A 24,358-nucleotide genomic window follows, 5' to 3' on the forward strand; every position below is an offset into this window, starting at 1 on the left:
CCAGCCTGGGTGCCCCACTTTGCTTGATTCATTTTTCCGACTTGCCGCCCGCCTGCTGAAAGTGCTGCTGTGGCTGCTGGTGTCGCTGGTGCTGCTGTCATCGGTGGCGTGGGGCTTTTTGCACTGGTTCATTGTGCCGCGTATCGACGATTTGCGCCCACGGCTGGAGCGCCTGGCCTCGCGCGCGATGGGGGCAAGGGTGACGGCCGAGCGCATCGAGGCGGTTTCCAACGGGCTGATTCCCGTCATCACCCTGCACGGCGTGACGGTGCACCCGAACGCGCCGGATGGCGAAAACAGCGCGGATGGCGCAGAAGGCGAAGCCGGGCTGAAAGTGCCGCGCGTGCTGGCCGCCTTTTCCGTGCGCTCGCTCTGGCGCCTGGGCTTTGAGCAGCTGGTGATAGACGGCGCCCAGGTGCAGCTGCGCCGCCGCGCCGATGGCCGCCTGCTGGTGGCCGGGCTGGATGCTTCGGGCGACGCCAGCGCCGACACGCGGCTTGCCGACTGGTTTTTCTCGCAGCCGGAGCTGCTGCTGCAAGGCGGCCAGGTGCGCTGGGTGGACGAAACGCGCGCCGCGCCGCCCGTCACCCTGACCGACGTGAGCCTGCTGTTTCGCAATGGCCGCCGCAGTCACGTCATGCAGCTGCAAGCCACGCCGCAAAAGGAGTGGGGCGAGCGCTTCACGCTGGTGGGGTATTTCCGCCAGCCGCTGCTGTCTTTGCACGCCGGACAGTGGCGGCAGTGGAGCGGGCAGGCCTATGCCGATTTCCCGCGCGTGGACGTGGCGCAGCTGCGCCGCTATGCCCATGCGGGCGATCTGGGCGTGGAACTGCGCGAAGGCCGGGGCGCGCTGCGCGCCTGGGCCAGCGTGCGCGAAGGGCGGCAGGCCGAGGCCACGCTGGATGTGTCGCTGGCCAGCGTTTCCGCCGTGCTGGCGCCGCGCCTGCCGCCGCTGGCCTTGCGCTCGCTGGCGGGCCGCGCACACTGGCAATGGGCCGGCAGCGGCATCTCCCTGCGCACGGAAAACCTGCAATTTGAAGACGCCAGCGGCGCGGTCTGGCCCGGCGGCAATTTCAGCCTGAAGCTGGAAAAAACCGGCGGCCAGCTGCACGCCGACAAGCTCGATCTGGCCGCCCTGGCCCGCCTGGCCGCCGCTTTGCCCTTGGGCGAAGCGGCGCACCAGCACTTGCGCGCGCGCGCCATCCAGGGCCAGGTGGACAGCCTGAACGCCGCCTGGCGCAACGCGCCGCCGCCCGCCGAAGCCGCCACGGCGGATGCCCCCGCCATTGCCGACTGGAGCCTCAAGCTCCGCGCCAGCGCCTTGTCCATCGGGGCCGATGCCGCTTCCGGCACGCCGGGGCTGGACGGCGCCACGCTGGATGTGGACGCCAGCGCCCAAGGCGGCACGGCCGAAGTGCTCATCGCCCGTGGCGGCCTCACTTTCCCCGGCGTGTTTGAAGAGCCGCGCATTGCCCTGGGCCAGCTCAAAACAAAGGCGCACTGGCAAGTGCAAGGCCGCCGCATCAGCGTGCAGGCCGACAGCATTGACGTGGACAGCGCCGACGCCACCGGCCGCTTTGCCGTCCGCTGGCACACCGGCGACGAAGCGGCGGGTCAGCCGCGCTTTCCCGGCGTGCTCGACTTGAAAGGGCGCTTTGCCCGCGCCAATGGCGCGCGCGTACACCGCTACTTGCCGCTGGTCATTCCGCCAGAAGCGCGCCACTACGTGCGCGACGCCGTGCGCGAAGGGCTGGCGCAAGATGTGGACGTGGCCATTCAGGGCGACTTGCGCCATGTCCCGTTTGACGAACCCGGCCAGCACGGCCAGTTCCGTTTTGCGGGCCGCGTGAAAAACGTGCTCATGGCCTACGTGCCCCGCAGCCTCCAGCCCGAAGGCCAGCCCGCCTGGCCGCCGCTGAAAAACCTGGCGGGCCAGCTCATTTTTGAAGGCAACGGCATGCGCGTGGAAAACGCCAGCGCCGACGTGCAAGGCCACCCCGGCTGGCGCTTTGACCAGATTGCCGCCCGCATTGACGACATGGCCCGCGCCGTGGTGCAAGTCAAGGCCCAGGGCCAGGGCGATCTGGCCGCCGCGCTGGGCATCGTGCGCGCTTCGCCCGTGGCAGGCTTCACGCAGCACGCGCTGGACGAGGCCGAAGCCGACGGCAAGGCGCGTCTGGCGCTCTCGCTGAACCTGCCCATCGAGCACATTGAAAAATCCAAAGCCAGCGGCGAAGCCACCCTGGCGGGCAACGCCATCCGCTTCAGCCCCAACGCGCCGCCGCTGACCCAGGCGCAAGGGCGCGTGAGCTTCAACGAACAAGGCTTTGCCCTGCATGACACGCACGCGCAAGCGCTGGGCGGCCCCGTGCGCATCAGCGGCGGCAGCGTGGCGGCTGGCAAAGCAGCCAGTGAAACAGCAGGCAACGCAGCCGATGGCCCCCCCGCCCACAGCGTACGCATCAGCGCCAGCGGCACCGCCAGCGCCGAGGGCCTGCGCCTGATGAAAAACTGGAGCGGCGTGCCGGGCCTGGCCACGCGCGCCAGCGGCAGCGCCAGCTATGAAGTGGCGCTGGGCTTTGCCGATGGCGAGCCTGACGTGACGGTGAAAAGCGATCTGCGCGGCCTCTCATTCAAGCTGCCCGCCCCGCTGGACAAGCCCGCCGCCGATGCCTGGCCCCTGCTCTACGAACGGCGCGCCCTGCCCGGCGGCTTGCAGCGCCTGACCATCCGTGCGGGCAAACGCTTTCGCGCCGAATATGAGCAGCAAAGCGCCAGCCAGGGCGGCCGCGTGCTGCGCGGCGCACTGGCATTGGGCGAGACCAGCGTGCATGCCGCCAGCGCCGCCGCCCTGCCCGCCAGCGGCGTGACCGCCCATGCCGCGCTGGACGCCCTGCCCGCCGCCGAATGGCAAGACGCGCTGGACGCCATCTTCCCCGGCGCCGGCGACGCCCAGGCGGCCCCCGCCTCCAGCGCCTCCAGCAGCTACATGCCCGACCGCGCGCACCTGCACGCGCGCCAGCTCCTCATCGGCCGCCGCACCCTGCACGCCGTGCAGGCCGACGCCGCCCGCCAGGGCAGCCGCTGGAGCGCCAAAGTCCATGCCGACGAACTGGCAGGCCAAATCGAATACCGCCCCGCGCAAGGCCAAGACGCGGGCCTGCTGCGCGCCCGGCTGGAGCGCCTGCACTGGCCCGAGCCTGATGCAGCGCTGCCAGAAGAAGCGGCCACGGCCAGCGCCGAAAAAACCGAAGAAGCCGAAAAAACCGAAGAAAGCGCCAGCGGCGAAGCGCCCGCCCAAACCCTCTCGCGCATTCCCGCGCTCGACATCAGTGTGCAAGACATGCGCCTGCACGGCAAAAACCTGGGCCAGCTGGACATCCGCGCCGTCCATCACGCGTCCGGAAACGCCGCCGAAGGCCAGTGGCAGCTCAACACCTTGCGCCTGCAAAACCCCGACGCCATCTTGAGCGCCCACGGCTCCTGGGCCGCCCCCGCCAAAGGGAGTGCGCGCCGCACCCGGCTGGACTTCACGCTCGAGGCGGCCAACGCAGGCCATCTGCTCGCGCGCCTGGGCATGCCCGACACCCTGCGCGGCGGCAAAGGCCAAATCACCGGCCAGCTGCACTGGAGTGGCTCGCCCGCCGCCCCCCACTACCCCAGCCTGGGCGGCCACCTGCGGCTGGACATGGGCGAGGGCCAATTTCTCAAAGCCGACCCCGGCGCGGCCAAGCTGCTGGGCGTGCTCAGCCTGCAAGCGCTGCCGCGCCGCCTCACGCTGGATTTCCGCGACCTGTTCAGCGCCGGTTTCGCCTTTGACCAGGCCAGCGCCGACGTCAGCGTGGCCGCCGGTGTGGCCCGCACCACCAACTTGCGCATCAGCAGCGCCAACGCCACCGTGCTCATGCAGGGCAGCGCCGACATCGCCCGCGAAACGCAAGACCTCACCGCCCTGGTCATGCCCGAAATCGACGCCGGCAACGCCGCCCTGGCCACCGCCTTCGTCAATCCTGCCGCCGGCGCCATCGCCTTCATCGCCCAGCTCGCCTTGCGCAAGCCCCTCTCGCGCGCCGCCATGCGCGAATTCCGCATCACCGGCAGCTGGAGCGACCCCGTCGTGCAGCAGATCGAGCGCAAGGAAGAACGCAAGGACGAAACGCCCGCCGAACCCCAGGCCACATCCGGCGGATAGCTTGTTTTTGCTCCTTTATCAATAGCATGAGGTCCTAGTGGAAATTGCGCAGGGGCCGTTTTCCGGCCGTTAAATTTGCTCCTCTTTCTGAACAAGACGCTTGGCTGGCGTGCGCAGGCTGCGTGAAATAATCCGCGCCCGTCCGGCTGCCGGCATGGCGCCGGGCTTTTCGTTTCAGGAAAGCGACTTCCCATGATTCTTGTCACCGGCGGGGCCGGTTTCATCGGCAGCAATTTCGTGCTCGACTGGCTGGCCGCCGGCAACGAGCCTGTGCTCAACCTTGACAAGCTCACCTACGCGGGCAATCTGGCCAATCTGGCCAGCCTGCAAGGCGATGCGCGCCACGTTTTCGTGCAGGGCGACATTGGCGACAGCGCCCTGGTAGCCCGCCTGCTGGCCGAACGCCGCCCGCGCGCCATCGTCCACTTTGCCGCCGAAAGCCATGTGGACCGCTCCATTCACGGCGCGCAAGACTTCATCGCCACCAACATCGTCGGCACCTTTGGCCTGCTCGAAGCGGCCCGCACCTACTGGCTGGCGCTGGATGAGGCGGACAAGGCGGCTTTCCGCTTTTTGCACGTTTCCACCGACGAGGTGTACGGCACGCTCGCGCCCGATGCGCCCGCCTTCACCGAAAAGCACGCCTACGAACCCAACAGCCCCTACAGCGCCAGCAAGGCCGCCAGCGACCACCTGGCGCGCGCCTGGCATCACACCTACGGGCTGCCGGTGCTGACCACCCATTGCAGCAACAACTACGGGCCGTATCACTTTCCGGAAAAGCTCATTCCGCTGATGATCGTCAACGCCCTGGCGGGCAAGCCGCTGCCCGTGTATGGCGATGGCCAGCAAGTGCGCGACTGGCTCTACGTGAAAGACCATTGCAGCGCCATCTGCCGCGTGCTGCAGGCGGGCCGCGCGGGCGAAACCTACAACGTGGGCGGCTGGAACGAGAAAACCAATCTGGCCATCGTGCACACCATTTGCGATTTGCTCGACGAAATGCGTCCGCGCCCCGATGGCCGCAGCTACCGCGCGCAAATCACCCACGTGCAAGACCGCCCCGGCCACGACCGCCGCTATGCCATTGACGCGCGCAAGATCGAGCGCGAGCTGGGCTGGCGGCCCGCCGAAACCTTTGACAGCGGCATCCGCAAAACCGTGCGCTGGTATCTGGACAACCCCGAATGGGTGCAAGGCGTGCAAAGCGGCGCCTACCGCGAATGGGTGGCCGCCCAATACGGCCATGAAGGCGCAGACGCACACACGGGAGCGGCCTCATGAAAATCCTGCTGCTGGGCAAAAACGGCCAGGTCGGCTGGCAATTGCAGCGCGCCCTGGCCCCGCTGGGCGAAATCGTGGCGCTGGAGCGCAAGGACGCAGGCGGCGATCTGGCAGACCCGCAAGGGCTGGCCGCTGCCGTGCGCGCCGCAAAGCCGCAAGTCATCGTGAATGCTGCCGCCTACACGGCCGTGGACAAGGCCGAAAGCGAGCCGCAGCTGGCCCGCCTCATCAACACCGAAGCGCCCGCCGCCCTGGCCCGCGAAGCCGCCGCCAGCGGCGCGCTGCTGGTGCACTACAGCACCGATTACGTGTTTGACGGCAGCGGCAGCGCCCCCTGGCAGGAAAGCGACGCCACCGGGCCGCTGAACGTTTATGGCGCCACCAAGCTGGCAGGCGAGCAGGCCATTGCCGCCAGCGGCTGCGCGCATCTCACCTTCCGCACCAGCTGGGTGTATGCCGCGCATGGCGACAACTTCATCAAAACCATGCTGCGGCTGGCCGCTACGCGCGAGCGCCTGACCGTCATTGACGACCAAAAAGGCGCGCCCACCGGCGCCGAGCTGATCGCCGACGTGACGGCCCACGCCATCTCGCAAACCCTTCAGCAGCCCGCCAAGGCCGGGTTGTATCACCTGACGGCAGCGGGCGAAGCCAGCTGGTTTGACTACGCGCAATACGTGCTGGCCCTGGCCCGGCAGGCCAGGCCGCAGGGCGTCAAAACCGCTGCCGGCGGCGTGCAGCCCATCGCCTCCAGCCAATACCCCGCCGCCGCCCGCCGCCCGCTCAACTCGCGGCTGGACACGCGGCGCTTGCAAGCGGCCTTCGGCCTGCAAATGCCGCCCTGGCAGCAGGGCGTGACGCGCGTGCTGCGTGAAATTCTTGAAAGCAAAGGCATCGCATGACCCAGCCACGCAAAGGCATCATCCTGGCCGGCGGCTCCGGCACCCGGCTGCACCCGGCCACCCTGGCCATCAGCAAGCAGCTGCTGCCGGTGTATGACAAGCCCATGATTTATTACCCGCTGGCCACGCTCATGCTGGCGGGCATCCGCGACATGCTGGTCATCAGCACCCCGCAAGACACGCCGCGCTTTCAGCAGCTGCTGGGTGACGGCAGCCAGTGGGGTTTGAACCTGCAATACGCCGTGCAGCCCAGCCCCGACGGACTGGCGCAGGCGTTCATCATTGGCGAGCGCTTTCTGAACGGCGCGCCCAGCGCCCTGGTGCTGGGCGACAACATCTTCTACGGCCACGACTTTGAAGCGCTGCTGGCCGAAGCCAGCGCCCGGGCTGAAGGCGCCACCGTCTTTGCCTACCACGTGCAAGACCCCGAGCGCTACGGTGTCGTGGCCTTCGACGCGCAGGGCCGCGCCACGAGCATTGAAGAAAAACCGGCCCGCCCCAAGAGCAACTACGCCGTCACCGGCCTGTATTTCTATGACGCGCAAGTGACGGACATCGCCAAAGCCGTCAAGCCCAGCGCGCGCGGCGAGCTGGAAATCACCAGCGTCAATGACGCCTATCTGCAAAAGCGCCAGCTCAAGGTGCAAATCATGCAGCGCGGCTACGCCTGGCTGGACACCGGCACGCACGAAAGCCTGATGCAGGCCAGCCAGTTCATCGCCACGCTGGAGCAGCGCCAGGGCCTGAAGATTGCCTGCCCCGAAGAAATCGCCTGGCGCAAAGGCCTCATCGACAGCGCCCAGCTCGAAAAACTGGCCCAGCCGCTGGCCAAAAACGGCTACGGCCGCTACCTGCTGGGGCTGCTGCGCGATGGCGGAGCGCCAGAGCAAGCCTGAACAAGCAGCTCGCCACCATGCATTGCCCGCCGCCCGCTACGCCGGATGCCGTGCCTTTCTTTACGGCGCAAGGGGCTGCCTTTGGCCTTGATTTGAGCGTCTGCATTCAGCGCGTGCTGGAGCAGGGGCAATTCGTGCTTGGCCCCCAGGTGCGTGCCTTCGAGACCGCCTTTGCCGACTACGTGGGCGCGGCGCATGCCATTGGCGTGGCCAACGGCACGGATGCGCTGACGCTGGCACTGCGTGCGCTGGGCGTGGGGCCAGGCCAGCGCGTGGCGGCGGCGGCCAATGCGGGTTACTACGCCAGCACGGCCATTGCCCAGACAGGCGCTGCGCCGCAGTACGTGGAAGTGGACGAAGACAGCCTGACTCTTGCGCCCGCCGCGCTGGCGCAAGCGCTGCGCGGGGCAGACAAGCCCGCTGCCGTCATCGCCACGCACCTTTACGGGCGGATGGCGGACATGCCCGCGCTGGCGGCCCTGTGCGCCCAGGCACGCGTGCCGCTGGTGGAAGACGCGGCGCAGGCCCACGGCGCGATTCTGGGCGGGCGCAAGGCGGGTGCATGGGCCAATGTGGCGTGCTTCAGCTTCTACCCCACCAAGAACCTGGGCGCCGTAGGCGATGGCGGAGCGCTGACCACTTCTGACGGCGCACTGGCCCGGCGGCTGCGCGCCCTGCGGCAATACGGCTGGCAGCAGCGCAAATACGAAGTGGCCCTGCCCGGCGGCATGAACAGCCGCCTGGACGAATTGCAGGCGGCCGTGCTGCTGGCGAAGCTGCCGCTTCTGGATGCCGCCAACGCCGCGCGCCGTGCCGTGGCCGCGCACTACAACGCCGCCTTTGCCGGGCTGCCCGTGCGCTGCCCGTCCGGGCTGGATGAAAGCCACGTGGCCCATTTGTACGTGTTGCGCACGCCCCGGCGCGATGCCTTGCGCGCCCATCTGCTGGCGCAGGGCGTGGGCTGCGAAGTTCACTACCCCATCGCTGACCATCGCCAGCCGGTTCGCCGCGTTGAAAGCGCGTTTGCCCTGCCTGTGACGGAGGCGGCATGCGCTGAAGTGATTTCGCTGCCGTGCCACCCGGCCTTGTCGCCAGCGCAAATCGGGCGCGTGACAGAAGCGGTTCGGGCCTTTTTCAGCCAGGGGGGCGCATGCTGAGCCTGATCGTGCCCGTTTACAAAAACGAGGAGTCGCTGCCCGATCTGCTGGCGGCGCTGCAAGACATGAACGGCCAGCTTGCCGGATCGCTGGAAGTGGTGCTGGTGGTAGATGGCAGCCCCGACCGCAGCTATGCCATCTTGCAGGAGCGCCTGCCCGCCACGGGCCTGCGGGCCACGCTGGTTCTGCTCACGCGCAACTTCGGCGCATTTGCCGCCGTGCGCATGGGGCTGGAGCTGGCAGCGGGCGACTTCTTCGCCGTGATGGCGGCTGATCTGCAAGAGCCGCCAGAGCTGGCGCTGCAAATGCTCGCCTTGCTGGAGCAAGACCAGGCGGATGTGGTGATCGCCGAGCGCGCCATGCGGCACGACCCATGGTGGCAGCGCTGGCAGTCGCAGCTGTTCTGGGCGCTGTACCGCCGCTACGTGGTGGCCGACATGCCGCCGGGAGGCGTGGATGTGTTCGCGTGCAACCGCGCATTCCGCGATGCCCTGCTGGCGCTGCAAGAGCGCCGCAGCTCACTCATCGCGCAGATTTTCTGGCTGGGTTTCAGGCGCGCTGGCGTGCCCTATGTGCGCCTGCCGCGCCGCCACGGCCAGTCGGCCTGGACGTGGCGCAAGAAAGTGGCCTATCTGGCTGACAGCGTGTTTGCCTTCTCCGACTTGCCCCTGCGCCTGCTGGTGCGCGCCGGAGGGCTGGGCGTGCTGGTGGCGCTGGCGCTGGGCGGCGCGGCCATCGTGGGCCGCTTGATGGGCTGGATTGACGTGCCCGGCTATGCGATGACGCTGATCGTCATTCTTTTTTTCGGCGCGCTCAATCTCCTGAGCCTGGGCATCGTTGGCGCATACGCCTGGCGCGCCTATGAAAACACCAAGCAGCGCCCGCAGGCGCTGGCGCTGCGCGTGCAAAGGTTTTGAGAGCATGGCAAACATCCATTCCAGCGCGCAACTGGCCCTGGCCCGCGTGGAGCCGGGTGTGAGCGCGGGGCCGCTGGCCGTGGCCGCCGCTGGAGCCGTGCTGGAAGCGGGCTGTGTGCTGGCCGCTGCGGCCTGCGTGGGTGAAGGCGCAGTGATTGGCGCGGGCGCGCGGGTGGGTGAAGGCGCGGTGGTTGCTGCTGGCGTGCGCGTGGGGGCGCAGGCCCGCATCGAAGCGGGGGCCGTCGTCACGCGCCACGTGCCGCCGCGCGCCATCGTGCAGGCGCAAGCGGCCACCATCGCTGGCTATGTGGATACGCCAGCGCACTGGCAGGCGCCGCCTGCGGCGCGCGGCGGCGCGCTGGCCAGCGCCGTGCGGGGCGTGCGCCTGTACCGGCTGCGCGAAGTGCAAGACATGCGGGGCGACCTGTGCGCTGCCGAGCTGGGGCGCGATCTGCCTTTCGTCGTGCGGCGCAGCTTTCTCATCTACAACGTGCCCAATGCGGAAGTGCGCGGCGAGCACGCGCACCGCCAGTGCGAGCAGTTCCTCATGGCCGTCAAAGGCTCCGTGCGCGTGCGGGTGGACGATGGCCGCCAGCGCGAAGAGTTCTGCCTGGACAGCCCCGGCCTGGGCCTGCATCTGCCTCCCATGGTGTGGGGCACGCAGTACCGCTATTCCGAAGGGGCCATGCTGCTTGTGCTGGCTTCGCTGCCCTACGACCCGGCGGACTACATCCGCGACTACGGCGAATTCCTCGCGCTGGCAAAGGAGTTGGCATGAAAGCGGGCGAGGGCGCGGCGCGCCTGGCTGGCGAAAGCGTCCGCTACTTGCTGGCCGGCGGGCTGAACACGCTGGCGAGCTACGCGCTGTATCTGGCCCTGCTGCAGGCGATGGACTACCGCGCGGCCTATGTGCTGGCATTCGTGGCGGGCATTGCCCTGTCGTTTGCATTGCTGCGCCACGCCGTGTTCGCGCGGCCGGGGCGGCCTTTTTCGCTGCTGTGGGTGGCGGCCAGCCATTTGCTGCAGCTGGGGCTGGGGCTGGCCGTGGTGCAGGCCTGGGTGGCTGCGCTGCATGGCCCGCAGTGGGCTGCGCCGCTGGCGGCTGCGCTGGCGGTTGCGCCGCTCATGTTCGTTTTGCAGCGCTGGATATTCACACCCCATGTCCGGCGCTGACTGCCTTGCCCGCCTGCGCCAGGCCCTGCCGCGCGCCTGCGTGGCGCTGCCGCTATTCATGCTGGCCGCCAATGTATTGGCCTGGCTGCGCTGGGGCACGGACCTGCCGTTTCTGGACGACTGGCGGGCCTACAACACGGAGCAAACCACTTCGCTTGCCCCGGCGCGCCTGTTTGAAGCCGCCAACAACACCATCGCGCCCGTGGGGCTGGCGCTGGACGCCCTGGCCCAGCGCTGGCTGGGCGGCAACCCGCTGCCGTATCAGACGCTTTCCATGCTGGGCGTGCTGGGCGGCCTGCTCTGGCTGCAATGGCGGCTGCTGGGCTGGGCGCTGCGCCAGCCGGTCTGGCAGGCGCTGGCGTTCGCCTTCACGGTATTCATGCTCCAGTCCGGCAGCTACTGGGGCGAGCAGAACCTGGCCTATCACCAGGCCCTGCCCCTGCTGGCGCTGCTGGGGGCGGCCTGGCTGAACTTTGGCCGCGCCCGGCCCGATGCGGCAGCTGGCGGCTGGCAGCTGGCGGGCGTGCTGGCCCTGGGGCTGCTGGCGGGGCTTTCCTACGTGTCGGGCGCTGTGGGCGCTTTGGTCATGGGCGGCGGCTGGTGGCTGCTTGCCTGGCGCATGCCGCCGCAGGCGCTGCGCGCGCGCGGCATGAGCGGCGGCGCGGCGCTGGCCCTGGCGGGGCTGCTGACCACGGCGTTGCAGATGGGCCTGACGCGCAAACCTGGGGCGGACAGCCTGGGCCAGTCCATGCGCCTGACCTGGCCGCACGAGGGCGATTTCTGGTGGTTCATGGCGGGCAAGCTGGGGCGCGCCAGCGGACACGGCTTTGAATCGCTGGCGCTGGAGGCGGCCTGGGTGGCGCTGCTGGCGCTGGCGCTGCTGGCCGCTGCTGCTTTCGCCTTGCGGGGCGCCTGGGCAGCTGGCGGGGCGCGGCGCAGGCGGCTGGCACTGGTCTGGCTGCCCCTGCTGGCTGTGGTGCTGGCCTATCTGGCGCTGGTAAGCCTGGGGCGCGCGGGGCTGCGCGGCGCTGACGAGCAAGGCGCCGCCGCCCTGTTCCGTTTGGCGTATGGGCGTTTTCATTTCTTCTGGGCCACGCTTTTGCCGCCTTGGCTGGCGGCCACGCTGGCCGTGGCCTTGCGCCGCCGCGCCGCGCGCGCGCTGGCGGCGCTGCTGCTGGCGGCGCTGGCGCTGGCAGCCGCGCGCGGCGTTTTTGACGTGGCGGCCTACTACCGCAGCGCCTCGGCCTTTCGCGCCGGTGAAATTCGCTGCCTGGCCCGCCAGCTGGGCAGCGGCCAGCCCGTGCTGTGCCCGGGGTTTGACGCCGTGGGCATCACCGACTTCACGCGCGCCTATTTGCATGCGCGGCGCGTGGGCGCTTCTTTCGTGCGCTATCTGCCCATTGCCGGGCGGGATGGCTTTGGGCACGAAATGCTGCGCCTGGAGCCTGGGCAAATGCGGTGGCAGCAGGCACGGCAGCTGGAAGATGGCTGGCTGCAAGGGCTGGGCGACGCGCAGCTGCTGCTGGCCTTGCCCGCAGACCGCGCTGCGGCATGCCGCGTGCTGGGCGTGCAGGCCCTGCTGCGCGCTGGCCAAAGCGGTGTGGCGCAGCTTTTCTACCGCCTGCGCGGGCAGGCCGGATTTGAAGAAGGCCGTTCCGTGCGCAAGCCCTATGCGGCCAGCCGCGAGCGCGCCGCCCTGATCGAATTCGTGATCGAAAGCCCTGAAGGGCTGGAGCCGGAGTTGCGGCTGGATCCGCTGGAAGGCCAGGGCGAATTCCGCGTGGACGAGCTGCGTGTGGCCTGCCTGCTGCCGGAGAAAGCGCCATGACTGCACTGCCCGTCATTCGCAAAGCGCGCTGCGTGCAAGGCCGCACGCTGCTTTTGCGCGACGCCTGCGAGGCTGACGCCCCCTTCATCCATGCCCTGCGCAGCGACCCCGTGCGCGCCCGCCATCTCTCCGCCGTGCCGCCGCAAGTGCAGGCGCAGGTGGACTGGCTGCGCCGCTATGCAGGCAGCCAGGGGCAGGCGTATTTCGTCATTGCCGATGGGCAAAACGGCGCGCCGCTGGGCACGGTGCGCCTGTATGACGCGCGCGGCACGGCCTTTTGCTGGGGATCGTGGCTGCTGCTGCCTGGCCTGCCTGCCCGCTGCGGCATCGAATCGGCGCTCATGGTCTATCACTACGCGCTCTGGCTGGGTTTTGATTCCGCCTGGTTTGAAGTGCGGCAGGAAAACGCCAGCGTCTGGCGCTTTCATGAAAACTTCGGCGCGCACCGCACGGGCGCGGCCAATGGCCACTATCAATATGAACTGCCGCCCGCCGCCTTGCAGGCCGCGCTGCAAAAATACCGCCGCTACCTGCCGGACGGCATCCGCGTCTTGGAGCCTGTTCATGATCTGGCCATGAAGGGCGAAAACGCGGCCCAGTGATGATGGGCTGCAAGGCGCAGACAGCTCTTGTGAACCGGCTCTTACCCTGAAAGCCCACCATGAAAGTCATTCCAACCGCCCTTGAGGGCGTGCTCGTTCTGGAGCCGCGCGTGTTTGGCGACGCGCGCGGCTTTTTCTCCGAAAGCTACAACCACCGCGCTTTCGCCCAGGCCACGGGCCTGGATGTCCGCTTCGTGCAGGACAACCACAGCCGCAGCCGCAAGGGCGTTTTGCGCGGGCTGCACTACCAGATCCGGCAGCCGCAGGGCAAGCTGGTGCGCGTGGTGCGCGGCGCGGTGTTTGACGTGGCGGTGGACATGCGCAAAAGCTCTCCCGCCTTCGGCCAATGGGTGGGCGTGGAGCTGAGCGAAGACAACCACCGCCAGCTGTGGCTGCCGCCGGGCTTCGCGCACGGCTTCGTGGTGCTGTCCGACACCGCCGACTTCCTCTACAAAACCACGGATTACTACGCGCCGGAGCATGAGCGCGGCGTGGCCTGGAACGATCCGGCCATCGGCGTGGACTGGCCCCTGGCCGCGCATGGCATCGCCGAGCCGCTGCTGTCGGAAAAAGACCGCGCGGCCCCCGCGCTGGCCCAGGCTGAAACGTTTGCCTGAAAGCGGCGGAGTGCCCCCGCATGCTGGTGGTTTCCATCGTCAGCCACGGCCACGGCGAGCAGGCGCTGGCCCTGCTGCGCCAGATAGGCCAGGCAAGCCAGATGCAGCCGCCGCTGCCCATGCGCGTGGTGCTCACCCTCAATTTGCCGGAACCGGAACTGGCCGCTGCGGGGCGGCAGCCCTGGCCGTTTGATCTGGTGGTGCAGGCCAATGCCCGGCCGCAGGGCTTTGGAGCCAATCACAACCAGGCCTTCGCCCGCCATGCCGAGCCTTTCTGGGCCACACAAGCTGCTCAGGCCGCTGGCGCGCAGGCCGCTTTCGCCGTGCTCAACCCTGACGTCACCCTGCTTGGCAACCCCTGGCCCGCCCTGATGCAGGCGCTGGCCCAGCCGCAGACCGGGTGCGTGTGGCCCCGCCAGCTGGGCGCCGATGGCCTGCCGCAAGACCACGAACGCCTGCTGCCCACGCCCGCCTCCATTGCCGCGCGCGCGTGGTGGCAGGCGCGCCGCCGCCTGGGGCTGCGCTGCGGCACGGCGCCCGGGCAGCCCGGGCCGGATGCCGCGCCTGACTGGAGCAACGCCGCTTTCTGGCTGGTGCGCGCGCAAGCCTGGCGCGAGCTGGGCGGCTTTGACACGCGCTACTTCATGTATGGCGAAGACGTGGATTTCTGCCTGCGCCTGCAACTGGCGGGCTGGCGGCTGGCCCGCGCCGGCGGCGCCAGCGTCATCCACGCCGCCCAGCGCGCCAGCCACCGCAGCGGCCGCTATCTGGCCTGGCACCTGTGCAGCCTGCTGCGGCTCTGGACCTCACCGGTTTACGCCAGCTACAGGCGCATGCAGGCAAGCGGAAAAGAGGGCTGATTTCGCTCCTCTATTGATAGTTGCAGCGCCCGTTCACAAAGGACTTCAGCCGTTTTTCGTGCTTTAAATTTGCTCCTGATTCAGAAGCAATAAACACCATGTCAGCCGACGCCGACCTCATTGCCCGCTACCTTGACCATCTGCGCCACGAAAAGCGCCTGGCCGACAACAGCCTGAAGGCATACGCCGCCGCCTTGCGCCTGCTGGGCGACAGCGCCGCCCAGGCGGGCACGCCGCTGCCGCGCGTGCGGCATGCGCAGATCCGCTCCTGGGTGACCCGCATGCGCACGGCCGGGCGCAGCCCGCGCGGCATGGCGCTCATCCTCTCGGGCTGGCGCGGCTTTTACGCCTGGCTGGGCCGCAATGGGCTGGCGGACGCCAACCCCGCGCAGGGCCTGCGCCTGCCGCGCCGCGAGCGCCTCTTGCCCAAAGCCTTGCCGGTGGATGAAACCGTGCGTCTGGCTGATGCCAGCGTGCCGCAAGACAGCCCCTGGCACGAGGCGCGCGACGCCGCCATCTTCGAGCTGCTCTACGGCTGCGGCCTGCGCGTGAGCGAACTCACCGGCCTGAACGTGGCCGCCAGCGACGCGGCCTGGCAAGGCGGCCAGGGCTGGATTGATCTGCCTGCCGCTGAAGTGCAGGTGCTGGGCAAGGGCGGCAAGCGCCGCAGCGTGCCGCTGGGCCGCAAGGCCATTGAGGCGCTGCGCCGCTGGCTGGCTGTGCGCGGGCAAGTTGCTCCCGCCAGCGAAGATGCCGCGCGCGCCCTTTTTCTGGGCCGCCACGGCACGCGCTTGAGCGTGCGCTCGGTGCAGCTGCGCATCAAGCGCCGGGGCGCTCTCACGGGCGCATCCGCCAGCCTGCACCCGCACATGCTGCGCCACTGCTTTGCCAGCCATCTGCTGCAATCGAGCCAGGACTTGCGCGGCGTGCAGGAAATCATGGGCCACGCCAGCATCGCCGCCACGCAGGTCTATACACGGCTGGACTTTCAGCATCTGGCGCAGGCGTACGACGCCGCGCACCCGCGCGCGGGCCAGCGCCGCAAGTAGGCCCGGCCCACGGCCTGGCCAGCGGGCTTCAGAACCTGCTCATGATCTGCGCCCCTCACGGCCAGACGCTGAACAGGCTTCCAAGGTCGGCGCTGCCTGCCCGGTGGCTTCGAAAACAGGAGCAAATATGAGGGCCTGGAATACTGCTTTGCGCAGATTCCACTAGGACCTCATGCTATGGTTAAAGGAGCTAAATAAGCCATTCCTTCAGCCCGTTCACGGCCTGCTTCACGGCCTGCGCCCGGACGGCGCGCGGCCTGCCGCCAGCGGCGGTCAGCTCTGGCGGTTCAGGCTGCCCAGCAGGGTGCGCAAGGCGTCTTTTTCGGCGTCGCTGCCCTGGGTGGCTATCTTGGTGAGCAGCGCCGTCACGCCCAGGCTTTGCAGCTGGCTGGATGACTGGCCGGCGGCGCCCAGAAGCTGCTTGAGGTCTTCCAGCACGTCGCGCTTGCCTTCGAGCTGGTCTTTGAAGGCGGTTTGCAGCGTCTGGCTCTTGGCGATGGCGCTGTCGATGCCTTTGCCCACGGAAAGCGATTTGACAAAGCTGTCGAAGTAGGCCGCGTCGCCGCCGACGATGTCGATGTTGGCCTTGCCCAGCGCCGTGCCCAGCACCTGGGCCTGCTCTTTGGCAATGCGGGTTTGCGCTTCGATGGCGCTCATGGCCTCGATGTGGGCGCGCTCCAGCCGCATGCGGTATTCCTCGTGCTCGCGGGTTTCGGCGCTCATGGCCTTCATGGCCTCGAATTTTTCTTTCAGGCCGCGCGCTTCGGCGCTGAATTTCACGTCGATGTTGTGCGCTTCGGCGTCGCCCGTGCGGGTGAGGGCTTCGGCTTCGACGGTGCGCACGCTGGCCTCGGCCTGGCCGATTTTTTCCTTGCCATCGGCCTCGGCCTGCATGCGGGCGCGCAGGCCCACGGCTTCGGCTTGCGCCTGCGCTTCGGTCACTTGCGCCTGGGCGCGGCCCACTTTTTCCGTGCCGCTGGCCTCGGCTTCCATTTGCGCCAGATGGGCGCTGGCGGCGGCCATTTGCACTTTGGCTTCGGCCAGGCCGGGGGCGGCGCTGAGGGCTTCCACGCCTTCGGCTTCGCGCTTTTTGGCTTCGGCTTCGCGCTCGGCCACTTTCAGGCGGGCGTCGGCCAGCAGCAGCTCTTCGGCGGCTTTGTGGCGCGCGCGGCGCTCTTGCGCTTCGGCGGCCTTGACTTCCATGACCAGCTTTTCCTGCGCGGCGGCTTCTGCGGTGATGACGGTGGCCTTGGCGGTGCGGTCGGCTTCGGCCACTTCGCGCACTTCCTTGATGGCTTCTTCCTGCTCGGCCACGGTGCGCTCGACCACGATGCGCTCGCGTATCACGTCGGCAATGGCCTTTTTCTGCAATTCGACGGCGCGGTCGGCGTCGATGCGCTGCAAGGTCACTTCTTTTTCGCGGGCCACCACTTCCAGGTCTTTGGCGCGGGTCACGCGCTCTTGCTCGATGACGACGGCGCGCTTGCGGTTGTTTTCGGCCACTTCCTTTTCGCGCTGCACGTTTTCCTGCTGCACGGCCACTTGCTGCTCGGCTTGCAGGCGGGCCAGATCGGCGCGGGTCTGCTCTTCGGCGCGGATCTTGGCGGTTTCGGCTTCTTCGCGGGCCTGCACGGCGGCCACTTCGCGTTTTTGGCGGGCGGTGGCGTCGGCCTGCTGGCGCTCCAGCTCCAGCAGGGCTTCTTGCGTTTCCACGTCTTTTTTCTTGATCTGCATTTCCTCGTTGCGGCGCAGCTCGTTGGTCACGACGTGTTCGACCGCTGTCAGCTCGGTGATTTTCTTGATGCCCTGCGCGTCAAGAATGTTGGTGGCGTCCAGCTTGGCCAGCGGGGTTTGCTCCAGATAGTCAATGGCGGCGTCTTCCAGCACGTAGCCGGAGAGGTCGTCGCCGATTTGCTCAATGATCTTGTCGCGGAAGCGGTCGCGCGCCTGGTACAGGTCCACGAAGTCCAGCGACTTGCCCACGGTTTTGAGCGCCTCGGAGAACTTGGCGGAAAACAGGTCTTCCAGCGTCTGCTGGTTGGATGCGCGCGCGCAGCCGATGCCCTGAGCCACGCGCAGCACGTCTTCGCTGGTCTGGTTCACGCGCACGAAGAATTTCACCTTGATGTCGGCGCGGATGTTGTCCTGGCAGATCAGGCCCTGGTCGCCGGAGCGGTCGATGTCGATGGTCTTGAGCGAAATGTCCATCAGCTCCGCCTTGTGGATGACGGGATAGACCATGCGCCCCGTGAACGTGACTTCCGGCGCGGCCCGCAGCGTATTGACGATCATGGCCGTGCCTTGCTCTACCTTGCGGTAGAACTTGGCGAACATGGCGAACGCGCCCAGGATGAGGACGGCAAGCGCGCCGATGGCAAAAAGGATGAGCAGGGTGGATTCGGTCATGACGGACTCTGGATGCGGAAAAGGCCGGGGGCCGCGGGTGGAAGAAAAAGGAAAGAAATCAGGCGTGATCGGGCGGCAGCGCGTCAATGCGGTAGCGCTGGCGGGCGGGGTCGTATTCGGTAATCAGCGCCGCGTCGCCGCGCCGCAGGCTGTTGGGGGCGGGCGCCCAGACGCGGATGTTGATGCCCGCGCCGCGCTGCGCCACCTCGGCGCGGCCCTGGCGCTCGTCCACCACGCCCGTGAGCACCTTGCACACCTGCCCCACCAGAGCGGCATTGCTGATGGCGCGATGCGTGACGAACAGCCCGCGCATGGGCCGCACCAGCTGCGCGGCAATCACGATGGACAGCGCCGCCGCCGCCAGCAGCACGCCCGCGCCCGCCGCCCAGCGCAGGGCGTCAGGCACGAGCGGCAGCAGCGTCAGGCTGGCCATGCCGGTCAGGAACCAGCCCACCAGCGCCAGCAGGCTCACGACAATGGAAAACGGCACTCCGTTCAGCCCGAACGCCACCAGCCAGGCGGCCAGGCCGCTCAGGCCCTCCGGCCCGCCATCGCCCGCATCGCCGATATCACCCGCATCGCCCGCATCTGCCGCGTCTGCGCCAATGTCCATATCCGCGCCCGCCTCGAAATCCACCAGCCCGATGATGGCCAGCAGCCAGTAAACCAGCACCACGCCCAGCAGCACGGTATAGACGACGGCGGGAAACGAGGTCAGGGCGGCAAACAGGGAAGACATTGGCTAAAAGATGTTGAATGACGCTGCGAAATGTAATGCGTAATGCCGAAATCAAGGCAGGCAAGCCGCCGCAGCCGCTGGGCCGCCCAAGCTGCCGTGCGCTCTTGAAACGATAGCGGCCTGCGCAGGTTTCACTAGGACAAAACGCTGATTGGGGCCCGAAAAGCCGTTCAGAGAACAGGCGCTGAAAAGCGGCCGGACGCTTGGCCGCTTCATGAACCGCTCTTTTCGCCGGGTTTCGCCATTTGGGGCATTTGGGGCGGCACGAACGCCATCAGCTCGCGCGTGGCTTTTTCCTTGATGCCCAGGCGGTCGTCCGGCTTCAGGCCGTAGCGGCTGGCCAGCAGGGCGTAGTCGCTCTCGCTGAGGGTGACGGTCAGGCGCGGGCGCTTGGGGCGGGCGGGCACGGGCAGGCCCAGCACCTGGCGGATTTGCGTGGAGGTGGAGACGTTGCCGTGAAAGGCGGCCACGCGGATGGCTTCCATCACGGCCTCTTCCACGTCAAACGCCACTTGCACGGCCCGCAGCGCCTGTTCGTTGCCCTGCCAGCGCGGGGGCTTTTGCACTGGCGGGGCGTTTTTCGGGGCGGCGCTCATGCGGCGCTGGCTCCGGCGTCTGCGGGGCCGGCCGCGCCGGGGGCGGGCAGGGCCAGGCTGGCGCGGCGCGCGCGCAGGCGGGCCATCACGTCTTGCGCCTTGACTTTCGGGTCTTCGCCGATGCCTGCTTCGGCCAGCTTGCGCTCCAGCGCGCGGTGGCCGAATTCGGCGTCCAGCTCTTCGGCGGCGGCCATGCGGTCGGCCAGCTCCTCATGGCGCTTTCGGATGCGCTCCAGCGATTCGCGCGCGCTGGTCAGCCTCGAGCCGCTGGCGCCCATGCTCTCGGAGATGCTTTGCGTGGCGCGATAGACGCTTTCGGTGGTTTTGGCGATGCCGATTTCGCGCTCGTGCTCGCGCACGCGGGCTTCGGCGCTGCGGATGAGGTCTTTGAGGCGGCTGACTTGCAGCGCGTAGGCGGCGTGCGCCTCGGTTTGCGCTTGCAGCTCGGCTTCCAGCGCGGCCACGCGGGCGGCCACTTCCAGCGCCAGATCGTCTTTTTGCTTGTCCAGCGCTTGCAGGGCCATGTTTTCGTGGCGCAAAACGTCGGCCTTGATGCGCTCGATTTCGCGCGCGGTTTGCATTTGCTGGGCCATCACGCCGGTCAGCTCGGTCTTGGCCTGGCCGATGCTGGCTTTGGCGTCGGTGATTTCCTGCTCGTAGATGCGGGTGGCGTTCGCATCGACCATGCTCTGGCCCAGTTCGCGGGCGCTGCCGCGCAGCAGTGTGACGAGTTTCTTGATGACGGACATGGGTTTTCTCCTTTCCAGGGCGGTTTCCGGTGTGGCCGGATCGGGTGGGTCAGTTCAGGTAGTCGGCCAGCGCGCCCAGGGCGTCCAGCGCGTTGTCGGAGAGCACGGCCACTTCATTGGCCACGTCTTCCGCGCGGGCCGTGCGGGCCAGCGCGCCCGTGAGCACGTAGCGCCCGCCCACGCGGCCAAAAGACGACAGAGGCACCGCCGGGTTTAGCTCCAGCAGCGCCTCCAGCAGCTCGGCGCGGCGGTCGGGGCGGATGTCGGCTTCCGTCCACAGATAGCACAGGCACAGAAGCTGACTGTCAGAGCAGGTGATGAAGATGGGCAGCTCCTCGCGCCCCTCAATGCTGACTTGCACCACCGGCACATCGCCAGCAATGGGCTGCAGCTGCACGGCAGCGCCGCCCATCAGCACGGACGTGAGCGCGTCCAGGTTGCTCAGTTGCTCCAGCAAGGTCATTCGTTTTCTCCTCTCCTCAGGGTTGGCGCAGGCGGCGGTTGCGGCCCGTAACGGGCATAGTATGTCGATTTTTGACATGGCATGTCAATCTGAAAGGCAAAAAAAATACATGCGCGCCTCGCAGCGCGCGCAAGTGGAGAGACACATGAAGAGATGTGGCAGCGCGCGTGACTGCGCGGCAGAGGTTGCAGTCTGGCCGCCCTGCCGGGCGCGGCTCCGCCCAGTCTTATTGAAAACAGGAGCAGATTCAGGCGGCAAAAATGCCTGCCAGCGCAATATTCACCAGGACCTGCAGCTATGAATTCAGGAGCGAAATCGGTGCGCTCATTTCAGTCTGCCGCTCTCCCGGAATCTGTTCAGAGCCTGGCCGGGAGGAGCGCAAACCGGGATGGGCAGCAAGGCGCAAACCGCAAACGGGCCTGACTGTCCGCTTGCGGCCCGAAGATGCATTCGCAAGGTCCAAGAGCGCCCGAGTCTGTGCTTTTTTCGCGCCCACGGACAGACTTTGGACAGGCCCGCAGAAACGCGCCCATGCAGCCTGACCACGCCCGATTCGGGCCAGATGGACATGGCCGCACGCCGTCGCTGAAGGAGGAGAAAGAGGGAAAACGCGCCTTCTTCAAAGCCGGTGCGTGCGGTCGCCCACAGCAAAGCCCAGCGCGGGCCACTCGCGGGTGGCCAGGCCCAGCACCTTGAACAGCTCGCCCATCTCATGCTCGGCCAGCAACTTCATGGCGGCGGCGCGCTCGGGCAGGCTGGCCTGCTCCATCAGCGCGGGCAGGCCGCAATTGATGAGGAAATGCGCCTGCGAGGTATAGCCCAGCACGTGCAGCCCCGCATCCTGCGCGGCCAGTGCGGCGGCGGTGAAGTCGATATGAGCGGTGATGTCCTTCTCGCCCACGGCGCTGAGCGGGTCGCCGTCCATGCGGTGCGCGCGGTGGCAGGCCAGCGTGCCGCTGCGGCGCTGGGGGTGGTAGTACTCGGCTTCGGGAAAGCCGTAGTCAATGAAAAACGCCGCGCCCGCGCCGCCCGCGCGCAGCCGCTCGGCCACGGTGGCGATGAAGGCCTGCGCCTGGGGGTGGATTTCCGTCACCACATCCGCCGCCATGCCGCGCTCGCTTTCGCTGGCGTCCATTTCCTCGGGTTCCACAGGCGGGCGCAGGTTTGTGGGACGGTCTTGCCAGACGAAGAAAGGACCGCCCGGCATGGCGCTCGCTTTTGTTTTGATAGCTGCCTGCGCCCTGTTCACGGGCGTTTCCGGCGTTTCCGGCGTTTTGGGCATGCAGGGCGCTGGCGCGAGCGCCACGCCGCGCTCGCGCCAGCGCCCCCCCAGGCGCGCCAGCAGCTTGACGGGCATGGCATCCAGCACCTCATTGCCAATGACCACGCCGCGCAGCGCCTGCGGCAGGGCGCTGGCCCATTGCACCTGCGGCCAGGCGGCCAGGCGCTGCTGCTGGCGCGCGCGCAAGGCGGAGGAAATGTCCACGATCACATAGCGCTGCGCGGGCCGCCCCAGCCGCTCCAGCTCCGCCAGCAGGCTGGCCGCCAGCGCCCCGCTGCCCGCGCCAAATTCCCAGACTTCGCTCGCGCCCGTTTCATCAAATGCCTGCGCCACCTGCGCCGCCAGCGCGCGGCCAAACAGGGGCGAAAGCTCCGGCGCGGTCACGAAATCGCTCCCATCGCCCGGCCCCAGCCCGAACGTGCGTGCGCCCCGCGCGTAATAACCCAGGCCCGGCGCGTAAAGCGCCAGACGCATGAATTCATCAAACGGCAGCCAGCCGCCAGCGGCGGCGATGCGCCTGGCAATCAGCTCTTGCAGGGGATTGTTTTCAGTCATTGGGAAAGATCATTTCAAAATATCAGCTCAAGCAATATAAAATCATGGGCGAATTTTCTCAAAAACGAAATCATGAACAAGGAAGATATACACACCGGACAAGAGGGCGCAGAAAATCAGCATGAGAAACCTGCCGGATGCCTGTGGCCGCTGCTGTGGCTGATTTTATGCCTGCCTATTGTGCCGATAGTCGTTTATGCGCTTTTTTTATTGTTAATATCATATTATATCAAGGTGCCGGTTTGGTTTCTGGCGCTTTTTCAGGTGCTGCCTATTCTGGCGGGCAGCACGGGCTGGGTTGTTTTTTTCATGCATGTGGCAAAAGGCAGGGCAAAAAATGCCGACCCTGTTTGGCTTGGCCTGCTGGCCGGTTCATTGATCATTTATGCCCTGGGCTTTGCCATATTGTCGATGCGGCATTCTTTGCGGTAACGGAGTTTCGGGTTGCTGAATGCCGCCATGAATGTGCCTCATATCAAAACAAGCGTTTCATGCGGCCGGAATGGCCTTGGGCCCGCTGCCCGGGATTGGCCCGCAGCTGAAGCAGCGCAGGAGGTTCGCCGTACGAGCATTTTAAAACCTGTTCACAATCTGTCGGTGGGTGTGAGAAGCGCGGAATCGGGCGCTCTGTGGCCTTGCAAATCCTCGCTGGGCAGCAGCAGTAAGGCCTGTTTGTGATTTACACCTTGCGGCCCATCCCCATTTCCGATCCCGATCCGCGCTTTCGCCCTTCATGGCCAGATCATGAGCAAACTCTTTCACGTGATGCGCGCGCCATTTCCTCATATGCTGCACAGGCTGATATGTTCTTATATACGCCATATTTGTTTGTATGCTCCAATCATTGGCCGAATGCCCTGGCATACCGGAAACGGGCATGGCGATGAATAAAAGCACGCCAATGGCCTGTTTTTGGCCCGCCTGGAAAAGACAGGCGTGTGAAACGCAATTATGGTTTCTGTGCGGCTGGCTTGCGTTTGCCCTGCCGGGCTGTCGCAGCGCTGCGTTCTGGAAACCGCAGATTTGAATATGAAATCAGCCGTGAAGCAGGCGGCGGATCAGGCGGAGAAGAATACCGGCTCATTGTAGATGGGCATTGCCTTGTTTATGGGCAGATTAAACAGTCTGAACATGGCGATTTGAAATTCGAGCTTTGGGAAATTGCGCAGGGCATTTCTTTTCACAAGCCCGAATGGCGCGGCTGGGACGCGCTCGATGGGGTTGCCCGTATCCCCGGAACAGGCGTTCCCGCACTCAGTCATTCATCAGGCCGCCGCTGGCGCAGCGGCTCGCCCCGCACAATCAGCCCAATGAATCCAGCCGTTAATCAAGCCGTTGTTCTCGTCACCGGCGCGGGCCGCCGTCTGGGCCGCGCCATTGCCCTGCATCTGGCCCGCGCGGGCTGGCGGGTGGCCGTTCACTGTCATCGCTCGCAGGCCGAGGCGCAGGCCACGGCAGCCGAATGCGGCGGCGCGGTGTTTGAGGCCGATCTGGCCGATGAGGCCGCCGCGCGCGCCCTGGTGCCGCGCGTGGCGGCGCATTTCGGGCGGGTGGACGCCGTGGTGAACAGCGCCGCGCTGTTCGAGTTTGACGACGCCGCCACGTTTGCCCCCGCGCTGTTGCGCGCGCACATGCAGGTGAACGCGGCGGCGCCCGTGCTGCTGGCGCAGGCGCTGGCCGCCCATCTGGCCGGGCGCCAGGCGCCTGCGGCGGCGGGCTGCGTGGTCAATTTGCTGGATCAGAAGCTCTTCAACCCCAATCCCGACTTTCTGAGCTACACCTTGAGCAAGGCGGCCCTGCACGCGGCCACCACCTTGCTGGCGCAGGCGCTGGCGCCGCGCGTGCGCGTGGCGGCCATTGCGCCGGGGCTGACGCTGAGCAGCCACCTCATGCCCAGCGAAGCGGTGTTTGAGCGGCTGCATGCGCAAAGCCCGCTGGGCAAGTCGTCCACACCGCAAGACGTGGCCGCCGCCGTGGCCTTCGTGCTGGCAACGCCCGCCATCACGGGCGCCACGCTGCTGGTCGATGGCGGGCAGCACCTCATGCCCTTCGAGCGGGACTTTTCCATGATGGGCGCAGCGCCTGTTTCTG

At 67.3% G+C, this 24,358-nt stretch carries 20 protein-coding genes and 1 pseudogene; 15 read left to right on the forward strand and 6 right to left on the reverse strand.

The window, feature by feature from the left end; translation table 11 throughout:
* Positions 1-19: 19 nt before the first annotated feature.
* From ADJ79_RS07820 to ADJ79_RS07880, 13 genes are all read left to right on the forward strand, one after another.
* Positions 20-4,192 (forward strand): YhdP family protein, encoded by a 4,173-nt coding sequence (locus ADJ79_RS07820; protein WP_050715486.1) that lies wholly within the window; start codon positions 20-22, stop codon positions 4,190-4,192.
* Between the two features lie 192 nt (positions 4,193-4,384).
* A complete protein-coding gene (gene rfbB, locus ADJ79_RS07825) occupies positions 4,385-5,476 on the forward strand; it encodes a dTDP-glucose 4,6-dehydratase (RefSeq protein WP_050715487.1) in 1,092 nt (363 codons plus the stop codon).
* Positions 5,473-6,378 carry a dTDP-4-dehydrorhamnose reductase gene (gene rfbD / locus ADJ79_RS07830; protein ID WP_050715488.1) on the forward strand — a complete coding sequence of 302 codons (906 nt, stop codon included), beginning with the start codon at positions 5,473-5,475 and terminating at the stop codon, positions 6,376-6,378. The genes rfbB and rfbD overlap by 4 nt, the downstream gene beginning before the upstream one ends.
* Positions 6,375-7,274, forward strand: a complete 900-nt coding sequence (rfbA, locus tag ADJ79_RS07835) for a glucose-1-phosphate thymidylyltransferase RfbA (protein WP_050715489.1) — start codon at positions 6,375-6,377, stop codon at positions 7,272-7,274. The genes rfbD and rfbA overlap by 4 nt, the downstream gene beginning before the upstream one ends.
* Before the next feature lie 17 nt (positions 7,275-7,291).
* Entirely contained in the window at positions 7,292-8,431 is a 1,140-nt protein-coding gene (locus ADJ79_RS07840) for a DegT/DnrJ/EryC1/StrS aminotransferase family protein (RefSeq protein ID WP_050715490.1), read from the forward strand.
* Positions 8,425-9,348, forward strand: coding sequence for a glycosyltransferase family 2 protein (locus tag ADJ79_RS07845; RefSeq protein WP_050715491.1), 924 nt, complete (start codon positions 8,425-8,427; stop codon positions 9,346-9,348). Before ADJ79_RS07840 ends, ADJ79_RS07845 begins: the two co-directional genes overlap by 7 nt.
* 4 nt (positions 9,349-9,352) lie before the next feature.
* Positions 9,353-10,126 (forward strand): WxcM-like domain-containing protein, encoded by a 774-nt coding sequence (locus ADJ79_RS07850; protein ID WP_050715492.1) that lies wholly within the window; start codon positions 9,353-9,355, stop codon positions 10,124-10,126.
* A complete protein-coding gene (locus tag ADJ79_RS07855; protein WP_050715493.1) occupies positions 10,123-10,521 on the forward strand; it encodes a GtrA family protein in 399 nt (132 codons plus the stop codon). The genes ADJ79_RS07850 and ADJ79_RS07855 overlap by 4 nt, the downstream gene beginning before the upstream one ends.
* Positions 10,508-12,349: a hypothetical protein gene (locus tag ADJ79_RS07860; protein ID WP_050715494.1), complete on the forward strand. Its 1,842-nt coding sequence runs from the start codon at positions 10,508-10,510 to the stop codon at positions 12,347-12,349. Before ADJ79_RS07855 ends, ADJ79_RS07860 begins: the two co-directional genes overlap by 14 nt.
* Complete coding sequence (locus ADJ79_RS07865) at positions 12,346-12,951, forward strand: GNAT family N-acetyltransferase (protein WP_050715495.1); 606 nt, start codon at positions 12,346-12,348, stop codon at positions 12,949-12,951. The genes ADJ79_RS07860 and ADJ79_RS07865 overlap by 4 nt, the downstream gene beginning before the upstream one ends.
* 59 nt (positions 12,952-13,010) lie before the next feature.
* Entirely contained in the window at positions 13,011-13,568 is a 558-nt protein-coding gene (gene rfbC, locus ADJ79_RS07870; RefSeq protein ID WP_050715496.1) for a dTDP-4-dehydrorhamnose 3,5-epimerase, read from the forward strand.
* Between the two features lie 20 nt (positions 13,569-13,588).
* The gene (locus tag ADJ79_RS07875) at positions 13,589-14,428 is read left to right on the forward strand and encodes a glycosyltransferase family 2 protein (protein WP_050715497.1); all 840 of its coding nucleotides are present in this window, start codon (positions 13,589-13,591) and stop codon (positions 14,426-14,428) included.
* Positions 14,429-14,526: 98 nt separating this feature from the next.
* Positions 14,527-15,477, forward strand: a complete 951-nt coding sequence (locus ADJ79_RS07880; protein ID WP_050715498.1) for a tyrosine recombinase XerC — start codon at positions 14,527-14,529, stop codon at positions 15,475-15,477.
* A gap of 273 nt (positions 15,478-15,750) precedes the next feature.
* Here the strand turns inward: ADJ79_RS07880 and ADJ79_RS07885 are convergent, their stop codons facing one another.
* The 6 genes from ADJ79_RS07885 to ADJ79_RS07910 form a co-directional block, all read right to left on the reverse strand.
* Entirely contained in the window at positions 15,751-17,883 is a 2,133-nt protein-coding gene (locus ADJ79_RS07885; protein ID WP_050715499.1) for a hypothetical protein, read from the reverse strand.
* A 58-nt stretch (positions 17,884-17,941) separates the two neighbouring features.
* Positions 17,942-18,622 (reverse strand): hypothetical protein, encoded by a 681-nt coding sequence (locus tag ADJ79_RS07890; protein ID WP_050715500.1) that lies wholly within the window; start codon positions 18,620-18,622, stop codon positions 17,942-17,944.
* A 212-nt stretch (positions 18,623-18,834) separates the two neighbouring features.
* Entirely contained in the window at positions 18,835-19,218 is a 384-nt protein-coding gene (locus ADJ79_RS07895; protein WP_050715501.1) for a hypothetical protein, read from the reverse strand.
* Complete coding sequence (locus tag ADJ79_RS07900) at positions 19,215-19,967, reverse strand: PspA/IM30 family protein (RefSeq protein WP_050715502.1); 753 nt, start codon at positions 19,965-19,967, stop codon at positions 19,215-19,217. The genes ADJ79_RS07895 and ADJ79_RS07900 overlap by 4 nt, the downstream gene beginning before the upstream one ends.
* Positions 19,968-20,016: 49 nt before the next feature.
* Entirely contained in the window at positions 20,017-20,430 is a 414-nt protein-coding gene (locus tag ADJ79_RS07905; RefSeq protein WP_050715503.1) for a DUF2170 family protein, read from the reverse strand.
* A gap of 619 nt (positions 20,431-21,049) precedes the next feature.
* Positions 21,050-22,267, reverse strand: coding sequence for a class I SAM-dependent methyltransferase (locus ADJ79_RS07910; RefSeq protein WP_050715504.1), 1,218 nt, complete (start codon positions 22,265-22,267; stop codon positions 21,050-21,052).
* Between the two features lie 72 nt (positions 22,268-22,339).
* Between ADJ79_RS07910 and ADJ79_RS14260 the strand changes: the two genes are divergently transcribed.
* Both ADJ79_RS14260 and ADJ79_RS15440 read left to right on the forward strand, forming a co-directional pair.
* The gene (locus ADJ79_RS14260; protein ID WP_156304093.1) at positions 22,340-22,699 is read left to right on the forward strand and encodes a hypothetical protein; all 360 of its coding nucleotides are present in this window, start codon (positions 22,340-22,342) and stop codon (positions 22,697-22,699) included.
* 878 nt (positions 22,700-23,577) lie between these two features.
* Positions 23,578-24,339, forward strand: a pseudogene (locus tag ADJ79_RS15440) (SDR family oxidoreductase); the annotation flags it as partial.
* Positions 24,340-24,358 lie beyond the last annotated feature (19 nt).

It is taken from the genome of Ottowia sp. oral taxon 894 (genome assembly GCF_001262075.1).
GTDB classification, from domain to species: Bacteria; Pseudomonadota; Gammaproteobacteria; order Burkholderiales; family Burkholderiaceae_C; genus Ottowia; species Ottowia massiliensis.